The following is a 23,221-nucleotide window of genomic DNA, read 5'->3' on the forward strand; positions in this document are numbered from 1 at the left end:
GGATGATTTTTCCCTATTTCAAAAAAACAGATATACTGTATTTTACAAAGTAGACGGAACAAGGTTCAATCTTACGCGAGTCAATGCGAACAAAACAAGGACGTACATCTTTTGAAGTCGCTTTACAGGATCAAACTGTCCAATCTAGGTTAGATGAAGTTTGCTAAGTCCTCTCTCTGAATATATCGAAAGAAGGATCAAGAGTTTTTGTCGTTAGGACGACGGTTTAGATCTTGTAAGTAGATGGGAGTTCCAAAGAATCTCCTCCTCTTAGCGTAGCGTAGGTGGAGGAGATTCAAACGGAATGAAACTTACCTATATGCAAAGTGCGATTCCGTGTAAAAATAGGTATGAAAATGCATTTTAGATTGCCCATATAATTGAAAATTCGTGTGTAAAAATAGGTGGATCAAAAATAGAGTTATTTTTACACGGAATCAGTATGTATTTTTACACAAAAGAAAAGAAAAAATTCTTTTGTATCAGTTGAATCACACAAAATTATTAGGTAGAAAAAATATGAAAGGTTTAGAAGTGACTACCTAGAGAGTAGCGGTAGGTAGCCACTTCTAAACAGCCAGTTCTCAACAATACTCGATTTTACCTGGGAGCTATTAAAAAGATGCTGTGTATATGTTTCTGATTTGGAGAAATATCTGGTCGAAACCATTTTTCATTACCCTCTTAATAAACAAAGTGGAAACGAAAAAGAAACTAAAATAGGTTCATCATTGTAGTTTGATCTTTAATATAGGGCCTTATTTGAATACGTAAAATAATTTCCATCTGATTGAAAAGTATGCTTATACTTGACAAAAACTCGTGCCCTGACAGAATTAGCGACAAAATGAAGGAGGAGAAACGCTCCACTAATTACCTAGTTTTTTGACTCCCTCTTAGTATGAGGTATCCTCTTTCTAAAAATAATTTCTATTTATATCCATTATTATTGACAATACTACCTGGAGCATATATTATCTGGAGGATGTAGTGTATTCGAAAATGTTTATGTATTACTAAATGTAGGATGGAGCCATAAACAAGCGTTTTGTTCCTGGTGAGAGGAGATGAGGCGTTTGTTTATTTTCATATTAAACTGGAAAATCTGTTGACAGTATAGGTTAATCAGAAGAAGGGGTGTTTTGAGTGACAAAACGGATTAAAGTAAGGCTGAAAAATGGTGAAAAAAAGTCTTATCTTGTGGGTGTAACTGCTTTAGAGATTGCACAGTCAATTTCCAGAAGCTTAGCAAAGGAAGCTGTTGTAGCGAAAGTTGATAATAAAATTATTGATCTGTCTCGTAAATTAAATCAGGATGTTGATCTTGAGATTTTAACACTACGTGATCCAGAAGGTTTGGATGTTATGAGACATTCTGCTGCACATGTGATGGCTCATGCTGTATTTAGGTTATATCCAAATGTGAAGTTAGCCATAGGTCCAACAACGGAGAATGGTTTTTACTATGACTTCGCTGATCAAACCCTTACCCCAGAAGACTTCCCCAAAATTGAATTAGAAATGAAAAAAATAATTAAGGAAAACCTTGCGATAGAAAGGGAAGTTATATCTCGTGATAGGGCAATAGAATTATTTCGCGAACGAGAAGATCGTTTTAAGGTTGAAATAATTAAAGATATCCCTAAAGACGAATATGTTACTATTTATCGTCAAGGAGAGTTTGTAGATTTGTGCCGAGGCCCTCATCTTACTTCAACTGGGAAAGTGAAAATTTTTAAATTGATGACCGTTTCAGGGGCCTATTGGAAAGGAGATTCCAATAGAGAATCATTGACTCGTATCTATGCAGCTGCTTTTAGGAAGAAAGAAGAGTTACATGACTATATCCACCAACTTGAAGAAGCAAAACAGCGAGACCATCGGAAGCTAGGAAAGGAATTAGAAATTTTTGCATTGTCTAGTGAAGTAGGACAAGGATTACCCATTTGGCTACCTAAAGGAGCAAAAATTCGTCGTATTATTGAGCGGTATATTGTTGATTTGGAAGAGAGCCTAGGTTATGAACATGTCTATACTCCACACTTGGCAAATGTTGAGTTATATAAGACATCTGGGCACTGGGATCACTATCAAGATGATATGTATCCATCGATGAAAGTTGATCAAGAGGAGCTAGTGCTACGTCCTATGAACTGTCCTCATCATATGCAAGTATATAAGTCCCGTATGCGAAGTTATCGAGACTTGCCACTTAGAATTGCAGAGTTAGGGATGATGCATCGCTATGAGATGTCAGGTGCTCTCGCAGGTCTTCAACGCGTTCGAGTTATGACTTTAAATGATGCTCATATTTTCTGTCGTCCCGAACAGATTAAAGAAGAATTCTCCCGAGTCGTACGATTAATCGAAAAGGTTTACACAGATTTTGGTATTAATGACTATTATCATCGACTATCCTATCGTGATCCGAAGGATAAAGACAAATACATTCAAAATGATGAAATGTGGGAATTAGCTCAAGGTATGCTAAAGGAAACAATGGATGAATTAGGTCTAACTTATGTAGAAGCACCGGGGGAAGCCGCCTTTTATGGTCCGAAACTAGATGTACAAGTTAGAACTGCGTTAGGAAAAGACGAGACTCTTTCTACAGTCCAACTTGACTTTCAGCTTCCTATACGTTTTGATCTAAATTATATTGGAGAGGATAGTAAAGGACATAGACCTGTAGTAATTCACCGTGGGGTTTTAAGCACTATGGAGCGTTTTGTTTCGTTCCTAATAGAGCAGTATAAAGGCGCATTTCCAGTTTGGTTGGCACCCATTCAGGTTCGAATATTAACTGTCAATAAGATTTTTGATGAATATGCGGAAGAAATTTCTGAGAATTTAAGTGAAGCTGGTATTCGAGTTGAAATGGATTCAAGTGATGAGAAATTAGGTTATAAAATAAGGAAGTCTCAGACCGAAAAAATTCCCTATACTATAGTTCTTGGTGAGAAAGAAAGGGAGAGTCGCACTTTAAGTGTTAGGAAGTATGGAGAAGATGAGATTAGTGAAATGTTACTGGAAACTTTCTTAATGAATTTACTTGAAGAAGATAAATTGAGGAAGATATGATAGGTGTAAAATCTGAGTGTTAGTCTAAAAAGTGGACACAAAGAATTGAGAATGCCACAATAAAAGCAAATCAATTCGAGGTGTTCGAAATGAAAAGATATGATCGGGAATTTAAAAAGCAGACGGTCGAGATGATTCAAGAAGAAGGGAAGTCGGTCGCACAAGTCGCTCGTGAGTTAGGTATTTCGAATATAACCTTGTATTATTGGGTCCGGCAATACAAGCAAGATCGGAAAGAAGCGTTCCCGGGAAGCGGGAATCTGAAGCCCTCTGATCGTGAATATCAGGAGTTACAGAAGCGCATTCGTGATCTGGAGGAGGAGAATGCCATCTTAAAAAAGGCTACGCACTTCTTCACAAAAGACCGGAAGTGATCTACTCCTTCATCGATCAAAACCGCTCTTACTTCCGGGTGGAGAAGATGTGTCAGGTGATGCAAGTATCTAAGAGCGGTTATTATGAGTGGAGGAATCGCCCCATGAGTCGGCAGAAACAGCGGAGAAAACAGATTGTAGAACGTGTAGGGCATCTCTTCCTCGCCTCCCGTCGTCTTTATGGGAGTCCGAAGATCACGAAGATGTTGGGAAAAGAAGGCCTTCGTGTCTCACAGAAAACCGTTGCTAGAGTCATGAAGGAAAAGGGCTATTTCTCACGAACCGTCAAGAAATACAAAGCCACGACGCAATCCAAACATGACTATCCTGTTCATAAGAACATTCTTAACCAATCCTTCATCGCCCAGCGTCCCGATGAAGTGTGGATGGCGGACATGACTTTTGTTCCGACACAAGAGGGATGGCTCTATCTCGCCAGTATTATGGATCTTTACACGCGAAAAATTGTGGGTTGGTATGCGGATCGTCGGATGACCAAAGAACTCGTCTTGAAAGCCTTAGATCGCGCTTATGACCAGCAAAGACCGAAGGAATCCGTTCTCCATCACTCTGATCGCGGAAGCCAGTACGCTTCTCATGAATACCAAGATCGACTCCAGCAATACGCAATGCAAGGAAGCATGAGCCGAAAGGGGAACTGCTACGACAACGCTTGCATTGATCCTTCCATAGCATCATCAAACGAGAGCTCGTTTATCTCTCTCGCTTCGAGACCCGAAAACAGGCTCAACAAAGCATCTTTGAATACATCGAATGTTTCTATAACAAGAAAAGAGTTCACTCATCGCTTGACTATTGTGGAGTTAGTATAGTTTTGTGGACACAAAAAGGTTAAGTCCCTAAAATGAAGATAAATAAGGGGGATGTGTCCGGATGGAACAAAAAACGAATGGGAAATACAATCGGGAGTTCAAAGAAATGGTGGTCGAGCTTTACCAATCGGGCCAATCGGTTCGAAAATGAAGTAGCGAATATGGCCTATTGGAAGTGACGACTTATAAATGGATCAAAGCCTTCACTCCCATCGCCGTACTACCGATCGTTGAATCAAAAACCATCTTCTCGTGACCGGGAGAACCAGAAATTGAAGTGAATGATCCTTGAGATTTACCTAAAAAGCAAACAGCGCTATGGGGCACCCAAAATCCATTGGATGCTGTATCATCAAGGGCTGTCGTTGAGCCTAAAGCGAGTGCAGCGCTTGATGCGTAAAATGGGCATCTTCACGATCACCCATAAGAAATTTCGACCCTATTCGAAGAAGACATCCATCCAAGAACGCAAGAACCTCTTAAAGAGGGGCTTCACCACAACGGGATTGAATCAGAAGTGGGTAACGGATCTGACCCAATTCCTTCAACAAAAGGGCACCCAGCAATCCTTCAGTGCAAAAGGATATCCCTATGACAATGCCTGTATCGAGTCTTTCCATGCCATTTTAAAAAAAGAAGAAGTTCATCATAGGTGCTATCAAGACTTTGGTGAGGCAAAAATGGCAATCTTTCAATTCATTGAGGGCTGGTATAACCGAAACCGAGTTCATAGTGGACTCGGTTTTCTCACCCCTCAACAGTTTGAGGATCAACTTTTATCAATCTCTGTCAGCTTAGACTTAACTTTTACTGTCTCACTTATTGACTCAAGTCGCCTTGCGGTTGGCGTACTTACTGAAACGAAAGTAATAATCATATCCTCGGAGTGTATCAAGATCGAATATTGGATCAGCTGAAATCAAAGTCTCCAGCCCCATTGGACAAGTTTGAACATTATGTTATCATGTAATGTGGAAAATTTGTTTGAGTCGTGGGGGTAACCGTCTTCACTAAGAAAGTGGTCGCCTGTTGGAGAGCAATGGGCAGGTCACTTTTCATTTTTGAGCGCAGTATGGATAATTCACAGTCAATTGTGGTATTATGTTTATAGAATGCAAAGTAGCAGGTGCGGTCAACACCTGCCACTCTACGGAGAAATTACATGGACACAGAACGGCGTTAAGCCGAACCCATCAGGGTAAGCCTTGAAAAAAGTAGTTCACCCCTTAGGTTTTGCGGACCAGTGGGCGAGCTACTTTTTTAGTATGTTGAAAACGAACTCTGCTACTTTTAATAGCAATGTAATCAACACTACCACAAAAGTCAGGATAGTCAGAACTTCGGTTCCTGTCATAGGCATCACCATCCCTCCGATGGGGGGATTTTCAGCCTACGCCGCCCGTGGTCAATATGTCCAATTCTCATAATCTATTATATCACAATTTTCCTTCATGATAGAGGACGAATATCAAGAGACGAGAGAGCGTATGCTAGTAGTAGACTCACGTTAGAAAAGAGCCGTGAGGGGTCCCATATCTCCCCTACGGCTCTTTTCTAGTTCAGCGAGTCTTTTAGCTGTTTCCCTGGTTTAAACGCAGGCACCTTGCTTGCCTTAATTTCGATCTCTTCCCCTGTTTGTGGGTTGCGCCCTTTTCTTGCCGAACGCTCCCGCACTTCAAAGTTTCCGAAGCCGATTAGTTGCACTATATCCCCTTCACGAAGCGCATCTGTGATAGAGTCAAGCACAGCATCAACCGCATCCGTGGCATCCTTCTTGGTTATGTCAGCTTTCTCCGCTACTTTTCCTATGAATTCCGCTTTGTTCATGGTATCACTCCTTTTTCATAGCATAGCAGAGCAAAACCGTGGTATCTAGGGTTTTTTCAAGGAATGGTACTGGATTTCACTTTCATCAATCTACGGCTTTGGAAGGGTTCTTTTTGGTGATTAGAGAAATCAGTTAGCAACTGTGGGGCTGGTGAGAGAGTTTACGGTAGGGGAGCGACGGATCAAACATGAGAAAAATAAATTTGGGAAGGATGAAAGCGGTAGTTATGTCATCGCTTATGATGGCATTACCTCTGTTCATCATCTACACGCTTTATAAGCATCCCACGACGGGCTACAACATTGCACGTTTTGAGGCGGAGAGTGAGGGTGTTTCACTCCAACTGGCTGGGTATTACTTAGGAGCGTTTGCATCGACATTCACTGTCGTAATGATTTTTTGGTTTTGTCGAAACAAACTCCGAGGGGTTCATCAAAATTGATTAGTGCATGAGGAACGTTGAGAAATCAGCGTTCTTTTTTGTTGGCTTATACAAGGGAAGATAGAAGGCATCCCACCTAAGACGAGAAAGGACGGGTGGCGGATCACGGATGAGGCTCTTCAAGCGTTCATATATGGTCATGCACCTGCCGTAAGGGACCTTATGGATAAGAATGAAAATGCAATCCAACTTGCAAATGAGCTTCGAGAGCGAGTGGAGCAGTTGGAGGTGGAGAGGTGGAGAATGAACGGCTTCGAGGCAACACAACGGAAGTAGTCAATGAAAGAGCAATCATCCAGCAGGCAAAGGAAGAGGCACGCAAGGAATATTGGCTAAAGAAGGTCTGGACGTGCCGTGATGGGCATGTAGATCTAGGGAAGGGACATATCCGTGAAGCCTGCAAGCATCGGCAACTGGAGAAGCACGTTGTTGATCGGCTGATATGGTTCATATTTGAGAAGTGGAAGCCTGTTACGCTCCAGCAGGGGAAGTTGCGGTTCTATTACATGGACGGCTACGTCTACTTCTACGACAATGATTACAGGCTACCCTTTGAGGGGATCGTTCCAGAGAAGGGCGAGGTGGCTTTGGGGCTGGTGGACTATATACTAGAGAGAAAGAAAATATGGGATGAGTGATGCAACATATGTTGTATATAACCTAAACAAAAACCAGACAAAGAAAGTCACCTCTCTTCGTCTGACTAAGCCCTGACCCGTGTTATTGTATGTGCGAGGTGGTTCAAAGCGGATTGTACGGTCGCCATATGGGTGCCAGTGAAGCAGTCACTTCGGTTCTCCCGTATTATTGTTCTTTTGTTTACTCGAATATGTTCCAGTCAAAGCGACGCCTATACCAATAGGTAAGCCTATTGCCCAATTATCCAAGCTGACACTCAATGAAATTGCCAAAGATATGCCTATTATCCACCACAAATAGTGAGTGTCTTTCTTTTTTTCATCCAAAAACAATACCCCCTTGTTCATTCGGCTAAAGTCTTGGGTTCCTTAAATTGTTGAGTGTTGTCTTTTTTCTTTTAACTCTTGCTTCTCCTCCCATTGCTTTACGCTCAAATTCTCTGCTCGATGCAGACGGTTGTCATTAATCATCATATTGAGGTGGAACCGTGTCAACTCTTCCAATCCTTTTTCCTTTCGCATCCTCTTCAGTATCAGTGTACGAGGCATCCCAGACTTGAACAGGGACCTCAACAGAAGGACTTGTTTTGCTTTCAACTTTGGTGTCGGGTCGTTCCAGCGAAGCATGTAAATCACTCCTTTCACCTAAGACAGCTTCAACACAGGTTGTGGGAGGTTACGAGTCTTCTCTTGTGGCTTTAGTTCCAGTCTGGGTGAAGGGTAAATTTTGTGCGCAGATCTAATCACTCTGGATTTTCCGTTTCGACTAACGTAAAAGCTCCCGACCCCCGGTAGCCAATACTTTCTGGTTACCTTCCCAGAACTCAAGATCACGCCATGCCTTCGTAATCCTTTGATGAACCACTCTTCAATGGTCTCTTCCCCCAGCCCCACAGGACTCTTCTCTTCCAGCTCTCGAAGCACCTTTGGACTAATCTCAATTGGGGCCGCTAAAAAGTCAGGTTGCCCACGAAAACAATCGATACAAACCAGATGATGAGCATTTGTTTCTGATGAAGGGTAGCCCTTTCTTTTGAATGTACGGTTATATTCCCGATGCATGGCACGCTTGCAAACCTCACACCGACCATCCTCCAACTCCCACACTTTGAGTTGAACTTTCTTCAATTCAGCTAGATACTCCTCCTTTGGCAGTCTCTTTTGAGGTGAATTGCTATTTTCTTTTGCTGTTGCTTCAGTTCTTTGGAAGTAGACTTGCTCTTCATCGATGGTTTCCTCTTAATGGGTGGTTTTCTTTTGTTGCGGGTGGGCACAGGCTTGGTTCCATATCGAACAGGGATGGACTCCTTCCCTAGCTCCTTAGACGCTAAGTAGCGTGTGTAGCTATCCACTAACATAAGAGTCTCAGGATGGACGACAACTGGAGAATCCTCGGTTCCGCTTTGTTGACGTTGGATGGCTAACTCTATCTTCTCTTTCCTCGGTGGACGCTGTTCAAACACTTCTGGAATTTTGATGTCGTAGATCTTCAGGATGGTTGCCACAGCCATGAATGGGTCACCCTTTCTACTAACCTCATATTTAGTATATATCCTAGTCCAATTGGAAAGAAACCTTCTTTTCCACTAACTGGAGAGGCAGCGCCGACTCCAATTTTTCTAGCTCAATTAGGAGAATCATGTAGAATTTCTCCCTCTCATATCCCCTTATAAGCAGTTTGATGGTAAAGTTAATCTCTTTCCTTTCAATATAGATTAGAATGGATTAGAGGGGCTATTACCTCCGTCATAGGGGCTATATCTATTCTCGTCATGCAGAATCTCTATCCTCTCTACAGTGAAAAAAATCCATATATTGAACCTAGTAGACAGGATTCATAGATATGCGATACCATGATAGAAAGAAATGAAAAATATAGAAACGGAAGGACGACAAAAAAGACCGTTACGAGTTTGGCGACAAGGAACGGTCTTTCGGCTCAATTATATTTAATTGAAACGGATAAACAATGTTAAACTCGCGCTCCTCTTTTGATAATATCCAAACACTTTCAAGGATAGCCATCTGCGAAATCTCTGATGTTTATAGTATAGATTCATATAAGAACCCCAATCCCAGATTGCTTTAAGTCAGCCTCCAACTCGTCAATTTGCCGACAAATGTCATGGTGCCAGTCAATATCGTTTGTTTGGTACGCTTGATAAGAAAGCTCATAGAGCGAATTGGCTTTGCGATACAATTCCTCTCTGTATTTCTTAGTTCACGTACCTCCTCTTGACTAAGAGGGCGATCCGAACCCGTTTCTAGTATCAATGCAATTTTTTGCGGAAGGGTCATGCCTTTTACCTCCCTCATTTTCCACCCGGTACCGAATTGATACCGGGTGTGGTAGAATTAAGACTCGATAAGTTTTTCTAAGTGCGGTGTAACGGGTTGCCTCCGGTGAACGGATATTTCTACGACTCAAAGAAAATGGTACTCCGATCACTCAAGTCCTAATAGCAGAAAAGTTAGAAGTGAGCAAGCAACAAGTCAGCCTGTGGGTAACCGGGAAATCCTATCCTCGATGTGAGAAATTGTTCGAACTAGCCCATCTTCTTCAATGTAAGGTAGACGATCTGTACGAATTTACCGAAGAAAAATAGCCTGTCACCACTCATACAGGCTAGAAGCGATTTTAACGCATTTAATGATTTTTCATAGGCAAATACATTAGGACCAGCAACAAAAGCCCTCTTGTCGGAAATTAGAAGGGCTTTTTTATATTGTGCCAGTTGTAAAACACACTTTCCTGAGCCGACTGGATCAGACGAAAATTACAGTGGAAAAACAGTAGTACGCATGCCCAAAAGCTTGCACAAACGCTTAGCTATAGTCTATATAAACTAATCAAATAGCCTGGCAGCAATGCCAGGCTATTCTTTCAAGGCAGTATCAAAAACCTTCCTTTGTGAGATTCCAACACTTGGGGAAAAGGGTTATTTTCTTTTTTTGATGCTTTATTATTCATCTCTTTTACTATCCCACGAATTTCATCCAATTTCTTGTCTTCATTTCTCGTTAAACTAATAGAGGTATTTTTATCAGTTTGATCGTTTAATTCGGTTTTCTTCATTCCAACGGTAGTGGAGACGATACGTACTTCCTTCATTTACTTCAACTTGAGTAAAGTATAGTTCGTAATCACCCGTTAGATATAGAAGGTCTGAACCAGGAGAAAAGGGATCGGATATCTCTTGATCGGGCTTACCGAGAATAGAGATAATCTCTTTCTTTGATTGGTTGAGAGCAACCTCGATCGTCGTTACTTCTTTGCTACCTACTTGGTGATAGAAACGGATTGCTTCATTTTGATAAGAAAAGTAGTCAGCTCCATTGCGGTTGGATTCCAAAGTAGGTTTCCCCCACTTGCTAATGATTTCTGCTTTTTGAGTTCCAAGAGCAAAGGGAATATAAGTAAGCTTTCCATTGGCTCCTATGGCGAGAGTCTCCTCATCCAAGACGAATTTTCCTTCTTGAAAAGGCTCTTTTTCAATTTCTTTTTTCTCCCCTTTTTCTTTTCCTGCCTGTGTTGATTCATCGCTTTGGTTAGTCGTTTTGTTTACTGATGTTTCCTGTGAAGTAGTGGTATCGGTACTACAGCCACTATTCATAAGAAGGATGGCAAGTCCAAAACATATCGAAGTTAGAGCATAGATCCTTTTTCTAAGCAACGGTATGGTAGCTCCTTTCTCTTTCTTTTTATATGGTTGATAGTTACAGTGAAATAGGGTAAGTTAAATTACAGCATAGCATAAGATGGTAATTAAAACCATGGAAAGTATTTTAATGAACCCTGAAATATTTAGTAGAATGCTATTTTAAATTAGTATAATCATTCAAGAGGTTCTATTAAGTATCTAGAATAGGGGACATAAAAAACTTAACAAATAGCGAAAACTTTTTTTTGCATTTTGCCAATTTCCCCTTGCCATTCCTTCTTGTTGGGAATATAATAGCTACTGAAAGTAAGTCTTTCCAACTTTCCCAGTGCGAGTGGTGATTCGAATAGTAGAACATACAATTTATCTTTTTCTTATCGCAATTTTGATCGCAGCAACTATTACAGATATAAGAGAGCGGATTATCTATGATCGTTTTATTCTCATAGGCTTGGCCTTTACCTTGCTCTTTCGTAGCTTTTATCGAAGTGAGCCGTGGTGGGAGTATATCGGTACAGGTGTAGGGGTGTTTCTCGTACTGTTTACGATTGCCGTAATCACAAACGAAAATTCGATTGGCGGCGGTGATGTCAAACTTTTCGCAGTAATTGGGCTGGGGTTGGGCTGGGAGCTATTTTTAGCGGTATTTTTTCTCTCTCATCTTCTTGCTGGGTTATGGTTACTTGGAGTGAAGATGATTCGCTGGCACGAGGTGAATAGGAAGACGACTCTTCCGTTTGCGCCTTTTATCTTGATCGGGATGATTGCTGTTTATCTGGTTTCAGTAAATTATGGATGATGCATTAAGAAATAGCATTAGCTCGCTTTATAAAAATTGGTTGTTGAAACGATGAAGAAATATTTGATACAAAAATCCTATTATATAAGCAGGTGTTAGATATCAATGCAAGATGCTAAGAGAAGAGCCATCATTTTTTTAGTTGTTGCACTATTACTAGCGGCGTTAGCTGGGTATCTATTCTTACAAAAAGTGAGTGCGGTGGATGCGCGTATAGGTAACATGGTTGAAGTATACATAGCTAACAAAGAGATTCCATCACGCCAACCACTGAAGAAAGAATATTTCGATACAGTATCCATTCCTGAGCAGTACTTGCAAGAAGGTGCGATTACAGCAGGGGAGATTGATGCCATCGCACTTGGTAACAATAGTGTTCCGTTAGAGTACCTCGTCTCTGTAGTACCGTTGTCAGAAGGTCAGCCGTTGACGAAAAATATCTTGAAAATGCAGTCCCTTCTTACCACCGATGACAAGCGGATGGTTACATTAGGGCAATCAGATCGGGTTCAATTTGATGGTCAGTTTGAGGCTAATGATCGAATTGACCTTATAGTATCTGATAAAGGTGGAAATGATACCGTTACCAAAGTTTTTATGAAAAATGTACCTATCGTGGGTGTCTCTAAAGATGAAAATGGGGTTGTAAATGCAATCGGATTGGAAATGACGCTAAAAGAAGCTGAGCTTTTTATTCATAAACAAAATTTTGCTATCAATATTCGGGTACTAAAAGCACCTAACGAGGAGAACAAGTCTAAAGGAAAGCAAGGAGCGGCGGAAGAAAAGAAGCCTACAGTAGAACAAAAGGTAGATCCCCCAGCACAGTCGGACCCTACTAAGCAAAATGGGACGGATGAAGGGATGGTTACGGGTGAGCAAGAGGAGAACGAGCATGAGTAGTTTCCTAGGTTTAGAAGGGGAAGACTGTAAACTCTCGCTATCGTATACCAAAGTATTTGCCTAAAAACTGGAGGTCATCGTGCAATGAATGTCCCTTATAAACTATTAATTGTTAGCGACGATTCTTTTCAAGCGGAGGATTTACAAGCAAAGGTGAATACCATAATTCCGCAAAATCAGGTGTTGGAATCGAAAGAGGTGCGGCGAGAAATTGCGCGCATCAAGCCAGATATTGTATTACTTCATGAATCGAAAGAATCAAGTCAGGTGCAAATGCTTCCTTATATAGCAAAAGAGGCGGCAGATGCATTGGTCATCTTTATTACTGAGCGTCGCGATCCTGTTCGTACACGGGACGTAAATCGGTCGGGTGCATTTGACATTCTGTTTATCCCTGAAGAGATCCATGCACTTGAAGATGTATTAAGTAGAGCGGTTAAAGCACTGCAAGTAAAGCGTGCAGAGAATGAATCAGCTGCCAGCTTTTCATGGGCAAAGGGTCAAGTGGTGGCCATGTATAGTGGCAAAGGTGGGAGTGGTCGTAGTTTAATAGCCTCGACGCTCGCGCAAACCATTGGCCTCGATACAAGTTCCAGCGTCCTACTCGTAGATCTAAACCTGCAATATGGTGGGGTAGAAACACTACTCAAGACTGATAATCAACGGACGCTATATGATCTTACCCCAGTACTTAATGAGCTTAACGATAACCATATTCGTAGTGTTACCATGGTGGAGAAGTTTTCGCAAATCGAAGTTCTTCCTAGTCCGGTGGATGCCGAATTAGCAGAACAAATTACAGAAGAGCATGTAGAGCGCCTGTTGCGTACAGCACGTCTTTACTATGACTATATCATTGTCGATCTACCAACAGAGATGAACCCACTTACGTATAGTGTGTTGGAGGAAGCGGATCATATTGGATATGTGATGGTGCCTGATGTGTTGGCGATGAGGGTGTTTGCCAGTGTGCTCGATCTATTTGCCAAGCTAGGCGTTGATCCATTGGGACGATTAGGTATTATCCTCAATCGTACGAATCGGGATACTGAGCTAACAGAAAAGGATTTGAGTCGTCATTTTCAATATCCTGTAATTGGTGAGCTTAGGGAGGATCACAAGAAAGTACAACAGCTAGTTAATCAGGGAAGTCCGATGCGTACCACTCGTCGTGAACGTGGACTCCCAGGGTTTGCTCGCGATATTCAGAAGCTTGCCAAGTGGCTGTTGACCAATCAATCGAGCGAATCGGCTTAAGGAGGAAACAAGCATGTCCTTATTCACACAAGGAAAAGAGAATAGTAGACTGCCGCATCGCAGTAAGCAAGATATGCGTGCTCCCTCCGTAAACGATAATCGCGTAGATGAATTGGCTCATCACTTTAAGGCGCGGTTACTGCGAGAGACAGATCTTGAAAAGCTGACCAGTATGGCTTCTTCGGAACTGCGAGTCACCCTCGACCGCTTGATTGGTCGCTATCTTGCAGATGAACAGGTGGTAATTACTCGTCAAGATCGGGACCGCCTCATTTCTCGCATCATCGATGAATCAGTAGGGTTTGGACCTCTAGAGCCCCTGCTGGAAGACGATACGATCACTGAGATCATGGTGAACGGACCAAGAGAGGTCTATTATGAGAAAGCAGGACGACTACATAAGACGGACATCGAATTTCGCGACGAGGAAGCCCTTCGCCATGTGATTGACCGGATTGTTGCCCCGATTGGTAGACGGATTGATGTGAGTTCACCGATGGTGGATGCCCGTCTCCCTGATGGAAGTCGTGTGAACGCAGTGATTCCACCCATCAGTCTAAAAGGCTCGCTTATGTCGATTCGTAAGTTTCGCAAAGAACCGATCAGCTTAGCTGACCTTGTCGGTTTTAATAGCTTAACGGACGGAATGGGAAAGTTTCTTACCAGTCTTGTACGTGCGAAGCTTAATATTATTATCTCAGGCGGGACAGGTAGTGGTAAAACAACTCTTCTCAACGCACTGGCGTGCTTCATTCCTGAGAATGAGCGGATTGTTACGATTGAGGATATGGCAGAGCTACGTATCCCTCACCCTCATGTGGCAGGGATGGAGGGGCGGCCTTCTAACGTAGAAGGAAAAGGTGAAGTAAGCATTCGTCAGCTGGTGAGAAACTCACTCCGGATGCGTCCAGATCGCATAATTGTAGGTGAGGTGCGTGGTTCTGAAGCCTTTGATATGTTGCAGGCGATGAATACGGGTCACGAAGGTTCACTTACCACCGTGCACGCCAATACTCCATCAGATGCGATGAGTCGTTTGGAAGGGATGGTCATGATGTCAGGCATGGATCTCCCGTCAGAGATCATTCGCCAATACATCGTCGGTGCCGTTGATTACATCGTGCAAATCACCCGTCTTCCCGATGGTCAGCGCAAAATGCTCAATATCTCAGAGATGCGCTCTAAACCGGATGGCTCTGTACAGATGGTGGACATCTACCGCTACGTACAAACAAATGTAAACGCAGATGGGCGTGTGCAAGGTTACTTTACCCCAACCGGAAACCTCCCTGAATGCTTGGGTCGAATGCAAGCATATGGTGTGCCGATGAAGCAAGCAGAATTCCGCCCAGTAGAAGGAGGGAGAGCTTAATGGACACAGGACTATTAGTCGCCCTCTTCGGTGGCGGTGCCGTCTTTTGCTGGCTCTTGGCGATGTATCATGTGTTGAAGATGCGGAGGGCGAAAGGAAGGACGAGTGAACGTGTGGAAAAATGGTTCACTTCCGACTCTACCGCCCGCTGGTCCGACTCCCTCGCCGATCGCCTCGACGAAATGAAATGGGCAAAGAAGCTAGAACCAAAACTAAAACGAGCAAGCATAAAGCTGAGGCCGTCGGAGTATGGGGCGATAATGATTGTTGGGTGGTTTGCGATCCTCTTATTTTTTTATTACTTAATGAGCTTTCCATTTTGGGTTAGCTTTTTGTTAGCAGATATTCTTCTCCCACTGGGATCAACTTTACTCTTGAGCTCTCGGAAACATATCTATGTTCACCAAATTAACAAACAGCTTTCGGAAGTATGTAGGTTGCTAAGTAGTGCAGCTAGAGCAGGTCTTTCGATTCCACAAGGACTTGAATTGGTTGTTAAAGAAATGCCTTCTCCGATTAAGGATGAACTTGGGATTGTAGTTCGAGAATTAAAGCTAGGAAAGGACACGGAAATGGCATTAAAGGATATGTTAGTCCGTGTGAAAAGTAAAGATGTACAGGTGTTTGTAAATGCACTCATCATTCAACGTAGAGCGGGTGGAGACCTGGCAAGCGTATTGGCGGAAATGGCAAACACAATGGAAGAACGGAAGATCATTCACAAGACGATTGACTCAACGATTGCACAAGCAAGATATTCAGCTTATTTATTGCCGATTATTTCGATCTTTATCGTTGTGATGATGAGCAAGATGATTGACAACTTCTATGATTTCTTTACATCCATGTTTGGAATTATTGTTGTAAGTATTTTTGTTGTGATGCAGGTTCTTGGTTTTATCATTGTGAAGAAGATTGCAGATATTAGAGTATAGGGGGGAGATCATGGCAATTTTCTTATCAGTTATTGGTGCATGGTTTTGCCTCTTATTCGGGGCTATATCTTATTTTTCGTTTCAAAAAGAACAGGTTTCGGTTAGATCCAACTTAGATGTCCTTATCCCCCCCTGGAAGTATCTTAAGCAAAAATCCAGTCAGGTTCATCCTGTACATCGATGGATGGACGGACTATCCGATACGGGGAAGAAAATTGAGATATTGAGTGATCCTATAGAATTAGAGGACATTTTGATTAAAGCGGGCTTTCCATATCAGATGACGATTGATCGCATTCAAGGGGCAAAGGTGCTCTTTATGTTAGGTGGTCTAGCTTGTGGTTTTGTTGCTTATGTCATAGGTCTTCCTTTCGCTACCTTATCTCTTATATTCTTGCCATTCATCGGTTATTTACTACCTATATACGGAATTAAATTACTGGCTAAGAGACGTCAAGATCAAATACGTTATGATCTACCAGATTTTCTAGATATGATGAGTATTACTTTGCAAGCAGGAATGGGTTTGGATGAAGCTCTTGCCTATTATTCTGAAACGAATAAAGGTCCACTAAGTGAGGAGTTTGCCCGTCTAAATCAAGAAATTTTGTTTGGGGTTCAAAGAGAAACCGCATATCGTGCTTTTTTACGCAGAACTACCTCTTCGGAACTAGAAGCATTAATTCAATCATTAATTCAAGCACATAATTTAGGTACCCCTATCGCAGCAACATTTGCTCAACAAGCACAAGAAATGAGGCGTATGCGTGCGGAACAAGCAAAAGAAGCAGCAGGCAAAGCATCTCCTAAGATTTCCTTGGTAAGTACTCTGCTTATAGCACCATCTATTATGCTCTTAATGGTCGGGGCTATTGTATATGGATACTTTATTGCAGGAGATATATTTGGATGAAGCCAAATTAGGGGGTGGTTAAAACAGCATAAATTGATAGATAGAACTTGTACTAAGGAATAGAATTTCAACTTACAACTAAAATTTAAGGAGGAAGTAAAGTGAACAAGTGGACGGAGATACAGCTAGGCTTGGCGATGGTACGTGAGTATTTGCCAACACTAAGAAAGACAGCATCGAGCAAGAAAGGATCACCTACGCTAGAGTATGTTGTAATCATCGCAGTGGGAGCAACATTTGCCGGAATTTTGTTAAATGTATTTAAAACTGATGAGGGAAACTCAATTGCTAATGAATTAACAACCAAAGTTAAAAATATGATTACAAATTCAGGTGATTTAGTAGGTGGTGGTTCCGATGCCGATGCAGAAGCTAAGAAGGAATGTGAGAAGCAAGGTGGTACTTGGAAAGATGGTGAGTGTCAAGGGTAAAGGAAATTAAAACAAATAATTAAAGGTGTAGCTTACTGCCGTGTGAGCTACACCTTGATAGGGAAGGTGATCTTATGTTGACGAGATATGGAATCAGGCTTTTTACGTTATTCCTGTCTGCTTGTCTGCTTGTGTCGTGCTCTAATTCTACCCCCACCCCTCCTGTTTCTGATAAAAAAGAAGAGGAGAAAGGACAAGTAGAAAAAGTGGAAGTAAAAGACTTTGAACCTGCCAAGGAAGTAGAGGGAATGCTAACTGAAGGACCAGGAAAGTACGCAGGAGAACGTTATGATAAGAAGAGAATAAAGGAAGAATTAATGCAGTTTTCAAAAGGCCTAACCGGTCAGGAAGCATACAAAAAATTATTGCAGTTATTAGCCGAAGACTATGCACCAATCGATAAGAAATATAAAAATTTTGATTATACATTCTATAATCCGAATGCGGACGATACACCTAATGGGACAGATGATAAAGGCTCCGATAATAAGAGTGACAAGTCTGCTCAAGTGAGTATTTTAATCGATGCAAGTGGAAGCATGGCGGGAAAAGTGAATGGACAAACCAAAATGAAGTTGGCGAAAGAGGCAGCAGAGCGATTTGCTTCTTCACTTCCGCAGAATGTGAAAGTTTCTGTCGTAACTTATGGGCATAAAGGGAGCAATCGTGAACAGGACAAGAAAGTATCATGTAATAGTACAGAAGAGATCTATCCTTTGTCCGAGTATAATGAAGCGAAATTTAATAAAGCATTGAACAATATTAACCCCACAGGTTGGACGCCTATTGCATCTGCAATCGAAAAAACCCATCAATCACTTCAACAAAATACAAGTGCAGATACTGAAAACGTCGTATTTATTATAAGCGATGGAATAGAGACATGTGATGGAAATCCTGTAGATGCGGCAAAGAGCCTTCATCAGTCCAATATTCAAGCTGTTGTCAATATCGTAGGATTTGATGTTAATAATGAGGCTCAGCAAGAATTGAAGAAGATAGCAGATATCGGCGGAGGGGAGTATGAAACTGTTAAGAGTGCGAAAGACCTTAACTCATACTTTAATAAGAAGAATATGGAGTTGATTTCAGCATGGTCTAAGTGGGGGGGGGATAGTAAAATAGAAATTTCAAGGATGTATAATGATAAATTTAATGAACTAGGTAAAATAAGTAAAGAATTCAATGGAACAATAGATTTAGAATATGCAAGGTTGCAAGATGCCTTTACACAATTACAAAAAGAAGAAATACTAAACAGTGGAGCAATAAATGATTTGAATCGCATTCTCTTAGATCGTAAAAATAAATTAGATAGATATTATTTAGATAAACACCGAGGTCTAAATATTATTATAAGTACGAATTATCATTCTATTAAAAGTAAGATAGAAAAAATAAGACAAGAAAATATAAAAAAAAATAAGTAGGCTTGTAGGTGGCGTTTTAGAGAGAAGAATACAAGCAATAGGGTAATAATTTTAATTGAATGGTTTCTATATGCATGTATTTATGGGCTTTTAATAATATGCATTTGATACCTAGGGGTGGAAGTAATTATGAATAAAATGAAGCAACGATTTTTTGCAAAAGTGATTTTACTATTTTACAGCTTCATGTACGTATTCTCGTTCATGAGTATAGCGTATGCTGGGAATAACGCAGTAACTGTTCCTGATATTGAAACAAATGTGGAAATCCAGTTCCCTAGTGTGGAGACCCGGGTTTATATACAAGATCCGGAAGTAAAAACGGAGTCAAACACAGATACGAAGAAAGTAGATAGTAGCGGGGGATTTACTTCATCCGGATGGTATAAAAGTGTTAAATATGTAGTGAGTGATTTTGCTGTTGCTAAAGTACAGATCATTATAGGAACTCTTACCGATAGTTTAAGCCCTAAAGATACACTAATGTACTCCAAGAGTTCTCTCCCTCGGACAACCATAGGATTATTTGCATCAGATAATAGTTGGTTAAAATTAGGTGTTGATTTCTGGTCTTCTGCGGAGCATGGAGTCCAGGGTTGGGGTATGGTTCAGGAGTATAAAGTTGCGAGGCAGTCTATTTTACAAGCAGGTGGATCTAGTCAAGGATCACAGTTTGCTCAAGCAGGTAGTAATTTATCAAGAGCAGGCACTTATGCGGCTAGGTTAGGGAAAGCGTGTGCATATACTGGCTTGGTCTTTTCCGGGATAGAGTTGATTGATAAAACCCATGGTGCAGTCACTACTACAGGTCAGGAAAGAAAAGATAATATTGCCGGAATGGTGGGAGCGGTGGGTTCAGGCTTGATGTCTGGAGCTGCTTTAGCTGGACCCACTCCATTGGGGATAGGTTTATTTGCAGCTGGAGCGCTCATGTGGGCAGGAAGTGCTGCCTATGCTAACAGGAAAAAAATTGTGGCAGCGGGACGTGCAATTTGGAACGGAGGGAAAAAAGCAGGAAAGGCTATTGGAAATGGAGCAAAAAAGGCAGGACAGGCAATTGGGAAAGCAACCGTTGCTACGGTGAATACAACTGCAAAAGTAGCAAAAAAAGGTTGGGGAAAGGTTAAGTCTTTATTTGGATAGGACTCTATCGAAATTTATGGTTCTAGGGTGTTATTGCTTTAACAATATAGTGCGTAATGGATGAAGTTAATTTTTGATTATAAGAGTGTGTATTTATAACCCCTAAAATATTTAATATGAGGTGAACTTATGAATAGAATCTTTCTAGAGTATAAATTGACATCCCCTTTTCCTGATCCACCAGAGCGAATTGAGAAGGCTCTGCTTCCATATCTTAAGTCAAACGAATCCTACAATATATTTCCTACTAGATCAGAGATAGATGGTAAAATATATTATTGCGTTGGGATAATGAAAGGAAAGAAGGATTTAAGAAAACCAGCTTCTGGATATGTGATTGTTCGAGATGATTCAGATCATGCAGTGGTTCCGATGAGAGAGGAAAGTATAAAACCTCTCTACATTCATAAGGACACGGACTCTATATTTCGTACTCTTTATTCCACAGGTTATCGCTGGTCAAAGCGCTCAATACGGATTTGTAAATGGTTGGTTTTCACATTAAACATTGCTGATCGTGCATTGGAAAAACCGCTTCCTCCTGGAGTAGAAGAATCTTATCAACGGTTTCTTAGTATCGCTTCAGTCATTCGTGATAGGCAGCAAACCATTGTAGAGAGTATAGATGAAGCACAATTACTATTTGCAGAGATGACAACACACCATGTTATTAATGAACATCTTTATGATAGGGTCTGGGGGTGCTTTTTACGAACAATGAATGCAGTGTATGACCAACATGATATACAGATACAAACTTTAGAAGATCGCAAAATGTTTTTGCGTCATTTATTTAAAGCAATTCGGCCATGGCGCTTTCGTTTGATTTATGCCTACATAAGTTTGTTGAAACATCACATTTCTCTATTGGCTTCAGATAGTAATAAGAGGGATCATAGAGAAGTAGGGGAGTTTTTATCACAAGATATTCCTAGACTTGAAAACTCAGATACCATGGAAGCTTTGCTTAGAAATCCAAGGATATAGTATGATGTGGGATTTTTTAAACTAGGTTGATTATAATGAGGTGAAAGTCGTGTCTATATTACAAAGCTCTCTTCATTTACTTAGGCAACAAGCTATGCGGATTATAATTCTTGCCATAACAATAGTATTGCCAGTACAGGTGATAACCTTTGGTTACGTAAACTATTTTTATGCATACTATGGACTTCTTGATTTAGTCTTTATTGCAGATGCATTATACGCTTTTTTAATTTTGTTAGGGTTATCAGTGGTGCAGATTCCATTTATAAAAATTGCGAAGCTTGATACGGGGGGAGATCAAGTAACATTAAGGGATGCTTATAAGGCTACCATAATTCATATGTTTCCCATATTTGTAATGGGGATTGTATATGCATTTTTTACGGTGTTGGGCGGGATATTTTTCATTATTCCTGGGATCGTGTTCTCCCTTCTCTTTTTTCTTTTTCCTTATGTGGCTGTAATGGAAGGAACGCATTGGTGGAAAGGTTTTAAGAGAGCTTTTATCGTAGCTAAAAAACATCTACTTAAATTATTTCTGCTTATATTTCTATTGGGTATTACAGAAGCGGCGATTGACTTAGCAATTCAGTATACACTTACGGTGATATCAGGAAAAGTAATCATACTTCTACTCATTCAATGGTTCATTAACTCTGTATTTATCGCGTATTTCTCATTTTTGATATCGAAGCTGTATATAGAATGGACAGGACTTCTCGAAACAGAAGAGCATGAAGATTGGCTGATGAAAATGGAGTTTTAAAATAACGAGAAATAAATGAAGGTGGACTGTTGTAATGAAGGTTACATTAAAAAAAACCAAAGGAAATATTACAACTTTATGGGTAGCAGGTTTACCTCTCTTTATGTTGGTGTTACTTTTCCTGAGTACATTAGTAAATATATGGATTTCCCATTCGGCGTCCCTAAATGCAGCGGATGCTGCCAGTCTTGCCGCGACCAAAAAATTAGATGAGTGGTATGACAGTCAATACAAAGCAGAATTAGCAGAGGTGAATCGGTGGAATTTTATACATGAACTTGGGCCAGGTGATCCAGGATATAGAAACCCGTACCACTATATCTTAGGAACCGATGATAAGAAGACGGCCTTTATGAAGCGAGTTGTGGCAAATCATAAAATAGCACTCCAACAAGAGGTTAAAAAATATCTAAAAAAGCATAGTGCTGATAAGGGATGGATCGTACTCTCTGTTAATGATCGAGTAGAAATCATAGCAGAGTCTGCATTTGAACCATTGATATTAGAAGAAGAATTTAGGGAGGAATATGTCAAAGGGACTGGAACAGGACCTAAGAGAATCTATTTAGAATGGCTACCTGAAAGGTCCATAAAAATCCCGATCAAATAAGATTTACTGAGGGAGAAGGGATTGAAATGGAACGAGACAAGTTAAGGAAATCTTTGCGCTTACGCAAAGGTGGACCCACATTAGAATTTATTACAATTCTTCCGCTTGTGTTCTTTATGTGTTTGTTCGTTTGGCAATTTTGTGTTGCTGGTATGGCAGTGATGGAACTACAAGCACATGTAAAAAAAGTAGCACGAGAGGTGACGACGATGGGTGAAAAGGAAGCGGAAAAGGTGGGTAAAAAGAGCTTTGCCGACACGGACAACTATTACTTATACGATCTAGAAGTAAAAAAAGATGCTGGTGAAGTGATTGTTAAAGCTGATCTACGCATCGATTATGTATTTCTCCCCTCACTCGGTTCTTTTTCTTATGAGACTGAAGCACGTGCACCACTGGTACAGTAATCAGATACTCATGATCCATATATCTAAGAAGAGGTGTAGAGAGGAGGAGAGTACATGAAGGAAAGTTGCGGAGAACGTATATACAGGCGTGGAGCTTCTATGATGGTAAAAGGGTGACTAAAGGGTAGAAAGTAACTCATATAGGATCTTAGTGAGACTCGACTGGACACCGCTTTCATTTAGAATGGTAGATCAACGGACTTCGCTACTAATTATGAAGAAATCAAACTAAGAAATATATAAGAATGAACCATATGCATATACTTTAGCGAAGGACGATAGATGGCTGAATGTAAGGGGGAAATGAGATTCTCACTACTTAATTACATTTGATTAATTGCGAGCTGATGTTGACATTCGTCTATTATATAGGACGCAACACGGTTATTATAGTTTCTTGTTATATCTGG

25 protein-coding genes and 2 pseudogenes are annotated in these 23,221 nt (G+C 40.9%); 20 read left to right on the top strand and 7 right to left on the bottom strand.

All coding sequences use genetic code 11. The features are described from left to right. Positions 1–1,146 precede the first annotated feature (1,146 nt). From thrS to NXZ84_RS12790, 3 genes and pseudogenes are all read left to right on the top strand, one after another. Positions 1,147–3,081: a threonine--tRNA ligase gene (thrS, locus tag NXZ84_RS12780; protein ID WP_258840725.1), complete on the top strand. Its 1,935-nt coding sequence runs from the start codon at positions 1,147–1,149 to the stop codon at positions 3,079–3,081. A gap of 89 nt (positions 3,082–3,170) precedes the next feature. Continuing rightward, positions 3,171–4,311 (top strand): annotated as a pseudogene (locus NXZ84_RS12785) (IS3 family transposase). A 38-nt stretch (positions 4,312–4,349) separates the two neighbouring features. Beyond that, positions 4,350–5,076, top strand: a pseudogene (locus tag NXZ84_RS12790) (IS3 family transposase); the annotation flags it as partial. A 766-nt stretch (positions 5,077–5,842) separates the two neighbouring features. On the opposite strand, the gene NXZ84_RS12795 reads toward NXZ84_RS12790, so the two are convergent. Beyond that, positions 5,843–6,115, bottom strand: coding sequence for an HU family DNA-binding protein (locus tag NXZ84_RS12795; RefSeq protein ID WP_258840726.1), 273 nt, complete (start codon positions 6,113–6,115; stop codon positions 5,843–5,845). A 142-nt stretch (positions 6,116–6,257) separates the two neighbouring features. Here NXZ84_RS12795 and NXZ84_RS12800 point away from each other — a divergent pair, with 142 nt between their 5' ends. Both NXZ84_RS12800 and NXZ84_RS12805 read left to right on the top strand, forming a co-directional pair. Beyond that, entirely contained in the window at positions 6,258–6,395 is a 138-nt protein-coding gene (locus NXZ84_RS12800; protein WP_258840727.1) for a hypothetical protein, read from the top strand. Positions 6,396–6,794: 399 nt separating this feature from the next. Next, complete coding sequence (locus tag NXZ84_RS12805) at positions 6,795–7,196, top strand: hypothetical protein (RefSeq protein ID WP_258840728.1); 402 nt, start codon at positions 6,795–6,797, stop codon at positions 7,194–7,196. A gap of 147 nt (positions 7,197–7,343) precedes the next feature. On the opposite strand, the gene NXZ84_RS12810 is transcribed toward NXZ84_RS12805, so the two are convergent. The 5 genes from NXZ84_RS12810 to NXZ84_RS15285 form a co-directional block, all read right to left on the bottom strand. Then, positions 7,344–7,523, bottom strand: coding sequence for a hypothetical protein (locus NXZ84_RS12810; RefSeq protein WP_258840729.1), 180 nt, complete (start codon positions 7,521–7,523; stop codon positions 7,344–7,346). 42 nt (positions 7,524–7,565) lie between these two features. After that, entirely contained in the window at positions 7,566–7,718 is a 153-nt protein-coding gene (locus NXZ84_RS12815) for a hypothetical protein (RefSeq protein WP_258840730.1), read from the bottom strand. A gap of 123 nt (positions 7,719–7,841) precedes the next feature. After that, positions 7,842–8,324 (bottom strand): hypothetical protein, encoded by a 483-nt coding sequence (locus NXZ84_RS12820; RefSeq protein ID WP_258840731.1) that lies wholly within the window; start codon positions 8,322–8,324, stop codon positions 7,842–7,844. A gap of 5 nt (positions 8,325–8,329) precedes the next feature. After that, positions 8,330–8,707: a ParB/Srx family N-terminal domain-containing protein gene (locus tag NXZ84_RS12825; RefSeq protein ID WP_258840732.1), complete on the bottom strand. Its 378-nt coding sequence runs from the start codon at positions 8,705–8,707 to the stop codon at positions 8,330–8,332. A 545-nt stretch (positions 8,708–9,252) separates the two neighbouring features. Beyond that, positions 9,253–9,396: a DUF7667 family protein gene (locus NXZ84_RS15285; protein WP_483869640.1), complete on the bottom strand. Its 144-nt coding sequence runs from the start codon at positions 9,394–9,396 to the stop codon at positions 9,253–9,255. A 244-nt stretch (positions 9,397–9,640) separates the two neighbouring features. On the opposite strand from NXZ84_RS15285, the gene NXZ84_RS12835 reads away from it, so the two are divergent. Beyond that, positions 9,641–9,802, top strand: coding sequence for a helix-turn-helix transcriptional regulator (locus NXZ84_RS12835; protein WP_258840916.1), 162 nt, complete (start codon positions 9,641–9,643; stop codon positions 9,800–9,802). Positions 9,803–9,893: 91 nt separating this feature from the next. After that, entirely contained in the window at positions 9,894–10,046 is a 153-nt protein-coding gene (locus tag NXZ84_RS15240; RefSeq protein ID WP_396654045.1) for a toxin-antitoxin system HicB family antitoxin, read from the top strand. A 194-nt stretch (positions 10,047–10,240) separates the two neighbouring features. Here NXZ84_RS15240 and NXZ84_RS12840 read toward each other — a convergent pair whose 3' ends face one another. Continuing rightward, positions 10,241–10,870 (bottom strand): YjgB family protein, encoded by a 630-nt coding sequence (locus NXZ84_RS12840; RefSeq protein WP_258840734.1) that lies wholly within the window; start codon positions 10,868–10,870, stop codon positions 10,241–10,243. A 316-nt stretch (positions 10,871–11,186) separates the two neighbouring features. Between NXZ84_RS12840 and NXZ84_RS12845 the strand changes: the two genes are divergently transcribed. The 13 genes from NXZ84_RS12845 to NXZ84_RS12905 all read left to right on the top strand — a co-directional run bounded on the left by NXZ84_RS12845 (position 11,187) and on the right by NXZ84_RS12905 (position 22,811). Further along, positions 11,187–11,657, top strand: a complete 471-nt coding sequence (locus NXZ84_RS12845; protein ID WP_258840735.1) for a prepilin peptidase — start codon at positions 11,187–11,189, stop codon at positions 11,655–11,657. Positions 11,658–11,762: 105 nt separating this feature from the next. Continuing rightward, positions 11,763–12,560, top strand: coding sequence for a CpaB family protein (locus NXZ84_RS12850; RefSeq protein ID WP_258840736.1), 798 nt, complete (start codon positions 11,763–11,765; stop codon positions 12,558–12,560). Between the two features lie 84 nt (positions 12,561–12,644). Then, positions 12,645–13,817: a CpaE/TadZ family protein gene (locus NXZ84_RS12855; protein WP_258840737.1), complete on the top strand. Its 1,173-nt coding sequence runs from the start codon at positions 12,645–12,647 to the stop codon at positions 13,815–13,817. 13 nt (positions 13,818–13,830) lie between these two features. Continuing rightward, positions 13,831–15,189: a TadA family conjugal transfer-associated ATPase gene (locus NXZ84_RS12860; RefSeq protein ID WP_258840738.1), complete on the top strand. Its 1,359-nt coding sequence runs from the start codon at positions 13,831–13,833 to the stop codon at positions 15,187–15,189. Then, complete coding sequence (locus NXZ84_RS12865; protein WP_258840739.1) at positions 15,189–16,124, top strand: type II secretion system F family protein; 936 nt, start codon at positions 15,189–15,191, stop codon at positions 16,122–16,124. The genes NXZ84_RS12860 and NXZ84_RS12865 overlap by 1 nt, the downstream gene beginning before the upstream one ends. A 10-nt stretch (positions 16,125–16,134) precedes the next feature. Beyond that, positions 16,135–17,037 carry a type II secretion system F family protein gene (locus NXZ84_RS12870; RefSeq protein ID WP_258840740.1) on the top strand — a complete coding sequence of 301 codons (903 nt, stop codon included), beginning with the start codon at positions 16,135–16,137 and terminating at the stop codon, positions 17,035–17,037. A gap of 101 nt (positions 17,038–17,138) precedes the next feature. Next, positions 17,139–17,468 carry a hypothetical protein gene (locus NXZ84_RS12875; RefSeq protein ID WP_258840741.1) on the top strand — a complete coding sequence of 110 codons (330 nt, stop codon included), beginning with the start codon at positions 17,139–17,141 and terminating at the stop codon, positions 17,466–17,468. Between the two features lie 74 nt (positions 17,469–17,542). Then, entirely contained in the window at positions 17,543–18,898 is a 1,356-nt protein-coding gene (locus NXZ84_RS12880) for a vWA domain-containing protein (RefSeq protein ID WP_258840742.1), read from the top strand. Positions 18,899–19,027: 129 nt separating this feature from the next. After that, positions 19,028–20,041, top strand: a complete 1,014-nt coding sequence (locus NXZ84_RS12885) for a hypothetical protein (protein WP_258840743.1) — start codon at positions 19,028–19,030, stop codon at positions 20,039–20,041. Between the two features lie 129 nt (positions 20,042–20,170). Continuing rightward, positions 20,171–21,028, top strand: a complete 858-nt coding sequence (locus tag NXZ84_RS12890; RefSeq protein WP_258840744.1) for a hypothetical protein — start codon at positions 20,171–20,173, stop codon at positions 21,026–21,028. A 49-nt stretch (positions 21,029–21,077) separates the two neighbouring features. Further along, a complete protein-coding gene (locus NXZ84_RS12895; RefSeq protein WP_258840745.1) occupies positions 21,078–21,794 on the top strand; it encodes a hypothetical protein in 717 nt (238 codons plus the stop codon). Positions 21,795–21,828: 34 nt separating this feature from the next. After that, entirely contained in the window at positions 21,829–22,404 is a 576-nt protein-coding gene (locus tag NXZ84_RS12900; protein WP_258840746.1) for a pilus assembly protein TadG-related protein, read from the top strand. Positions 22,405–22,430: 26 nt separating this feature from the next. Then, positions 22,431–22,811: a TadE/TadG family type IV pilus assembly protein gene (locus NXZ84_RS12905; RefSeq protein WP_258840747.1), complete on the top strand. Its 381-nt coding sequence runs from the start codon at positions 22,431–22,433 to the stop codon at positions 22,809–22,811. The last annotated feature ends 410 nt before the right edge of the window (positions 22,812–23,221 follow it).

Source organism: Mechercharimyces sp. CAU 1602 (genome assembly GCF_024753565.1).
Lineage (GTDB): Bacteria > Bacillota > Bacilli > Thermoactinomycetales > JANTPT01 > Mechercharimyces.

Excerpts from the sequence above, each read along its gene's own strand:
- NXZ84_RS12795 (WP_258840726.1), bottom strand. The coding sequence starts at position 6,115 with ATGAACAAAGCGGAATTCATAGGAAAAGTAGCGGAGAAAGCTGACATA.
- NXZ84_RS12815 (WP_258840730.1), bottom strand. The coding sequence starts at position 7,718 with ATGCGAAAGGAAAAAGGATTGGAAGAGTTGACACGGTTCCACCTCAAT.
- NXZ84_RS12825 (WP_258840732.1), bottom strand. The coding sequence starts at position 8,707 with ATGGCTGTGGCAACCATCCTGAAGATCTACGACATCAAAATTCCAGAA.
- NXZ84_RS12850 (WP_258840736.1), top strand. The coding sequence starts at position 11,763 with ATGCAAGATGCTAAGAGAAGAGCCATCATTTTTTTAGTTGTTGCACTA.
- NXZ84_RS12855 (WP_258840737.1), top strand. The coding sequence starts at position 12,645 with ATGAATGTCCCTTATAAACTATTAATTGTTAGCGACGATTCTTTTCAA.
- NXZ84_RS12860 (WP_258840738.1), top strand. The coding sequence starts at position 13,831 with ATGTCCTTATTCACACAAGGAAAAGAGAATAGTAGACTGCCGCATCGC.
- NXZ84_RS12865 (WP_258840739.1), top strand. The coding sequence starts at position 15,189 with ATGGACACAGGACTATTAGTCGCCCTCTTCGGTGGCGGTGCCGTCTTT.
- NXZ84_RS12870 (WP_258840740.1), top strand. The coding sequence starts at position 16,135 with ATGGCAATTTTCTTATCAGTTATTGGTGCATGGTTTTGCCTCTTATTC.
- NXZ84_RS12880 (WP_258840742.1), top strand. The coding sequence starts at position 17,543 with ATGTTGACGAGATATGGAATCAGGCTTTTTACGTTATTCCTGTCTGCT.
- NXZ84_RS12885 (WP_258840743.1), top strand. The coding sequence starts at position 19,028 with ATGAATAAAATGAAGCAACGATTTTTTGCAAAAGTGATTTTACTATTT.
- NXZ84_RS12890 (WP_258840744.1), top strand. The coding sequence starts at position 20,171 with ATGAATAGAATCTTTCTAGAGTATAAATTGACATCCCCTTTTCCTGAT.
- NXZ84_RS12900 (WP_258840746.1), top strand. The coding sequence starts at position 21,829 with ATGAAGGTTACATTAAAAAAAACCAAAGGAAATATTACAACTTTATGG.
- NXZ84_RS12905 (WP_258840747.1), top strand. The coding sequence starts at position 22,431 with ATGGAACGAGACAAGTTAAGGAAATCTTTGCGCTTACGCAAAGGTGGA.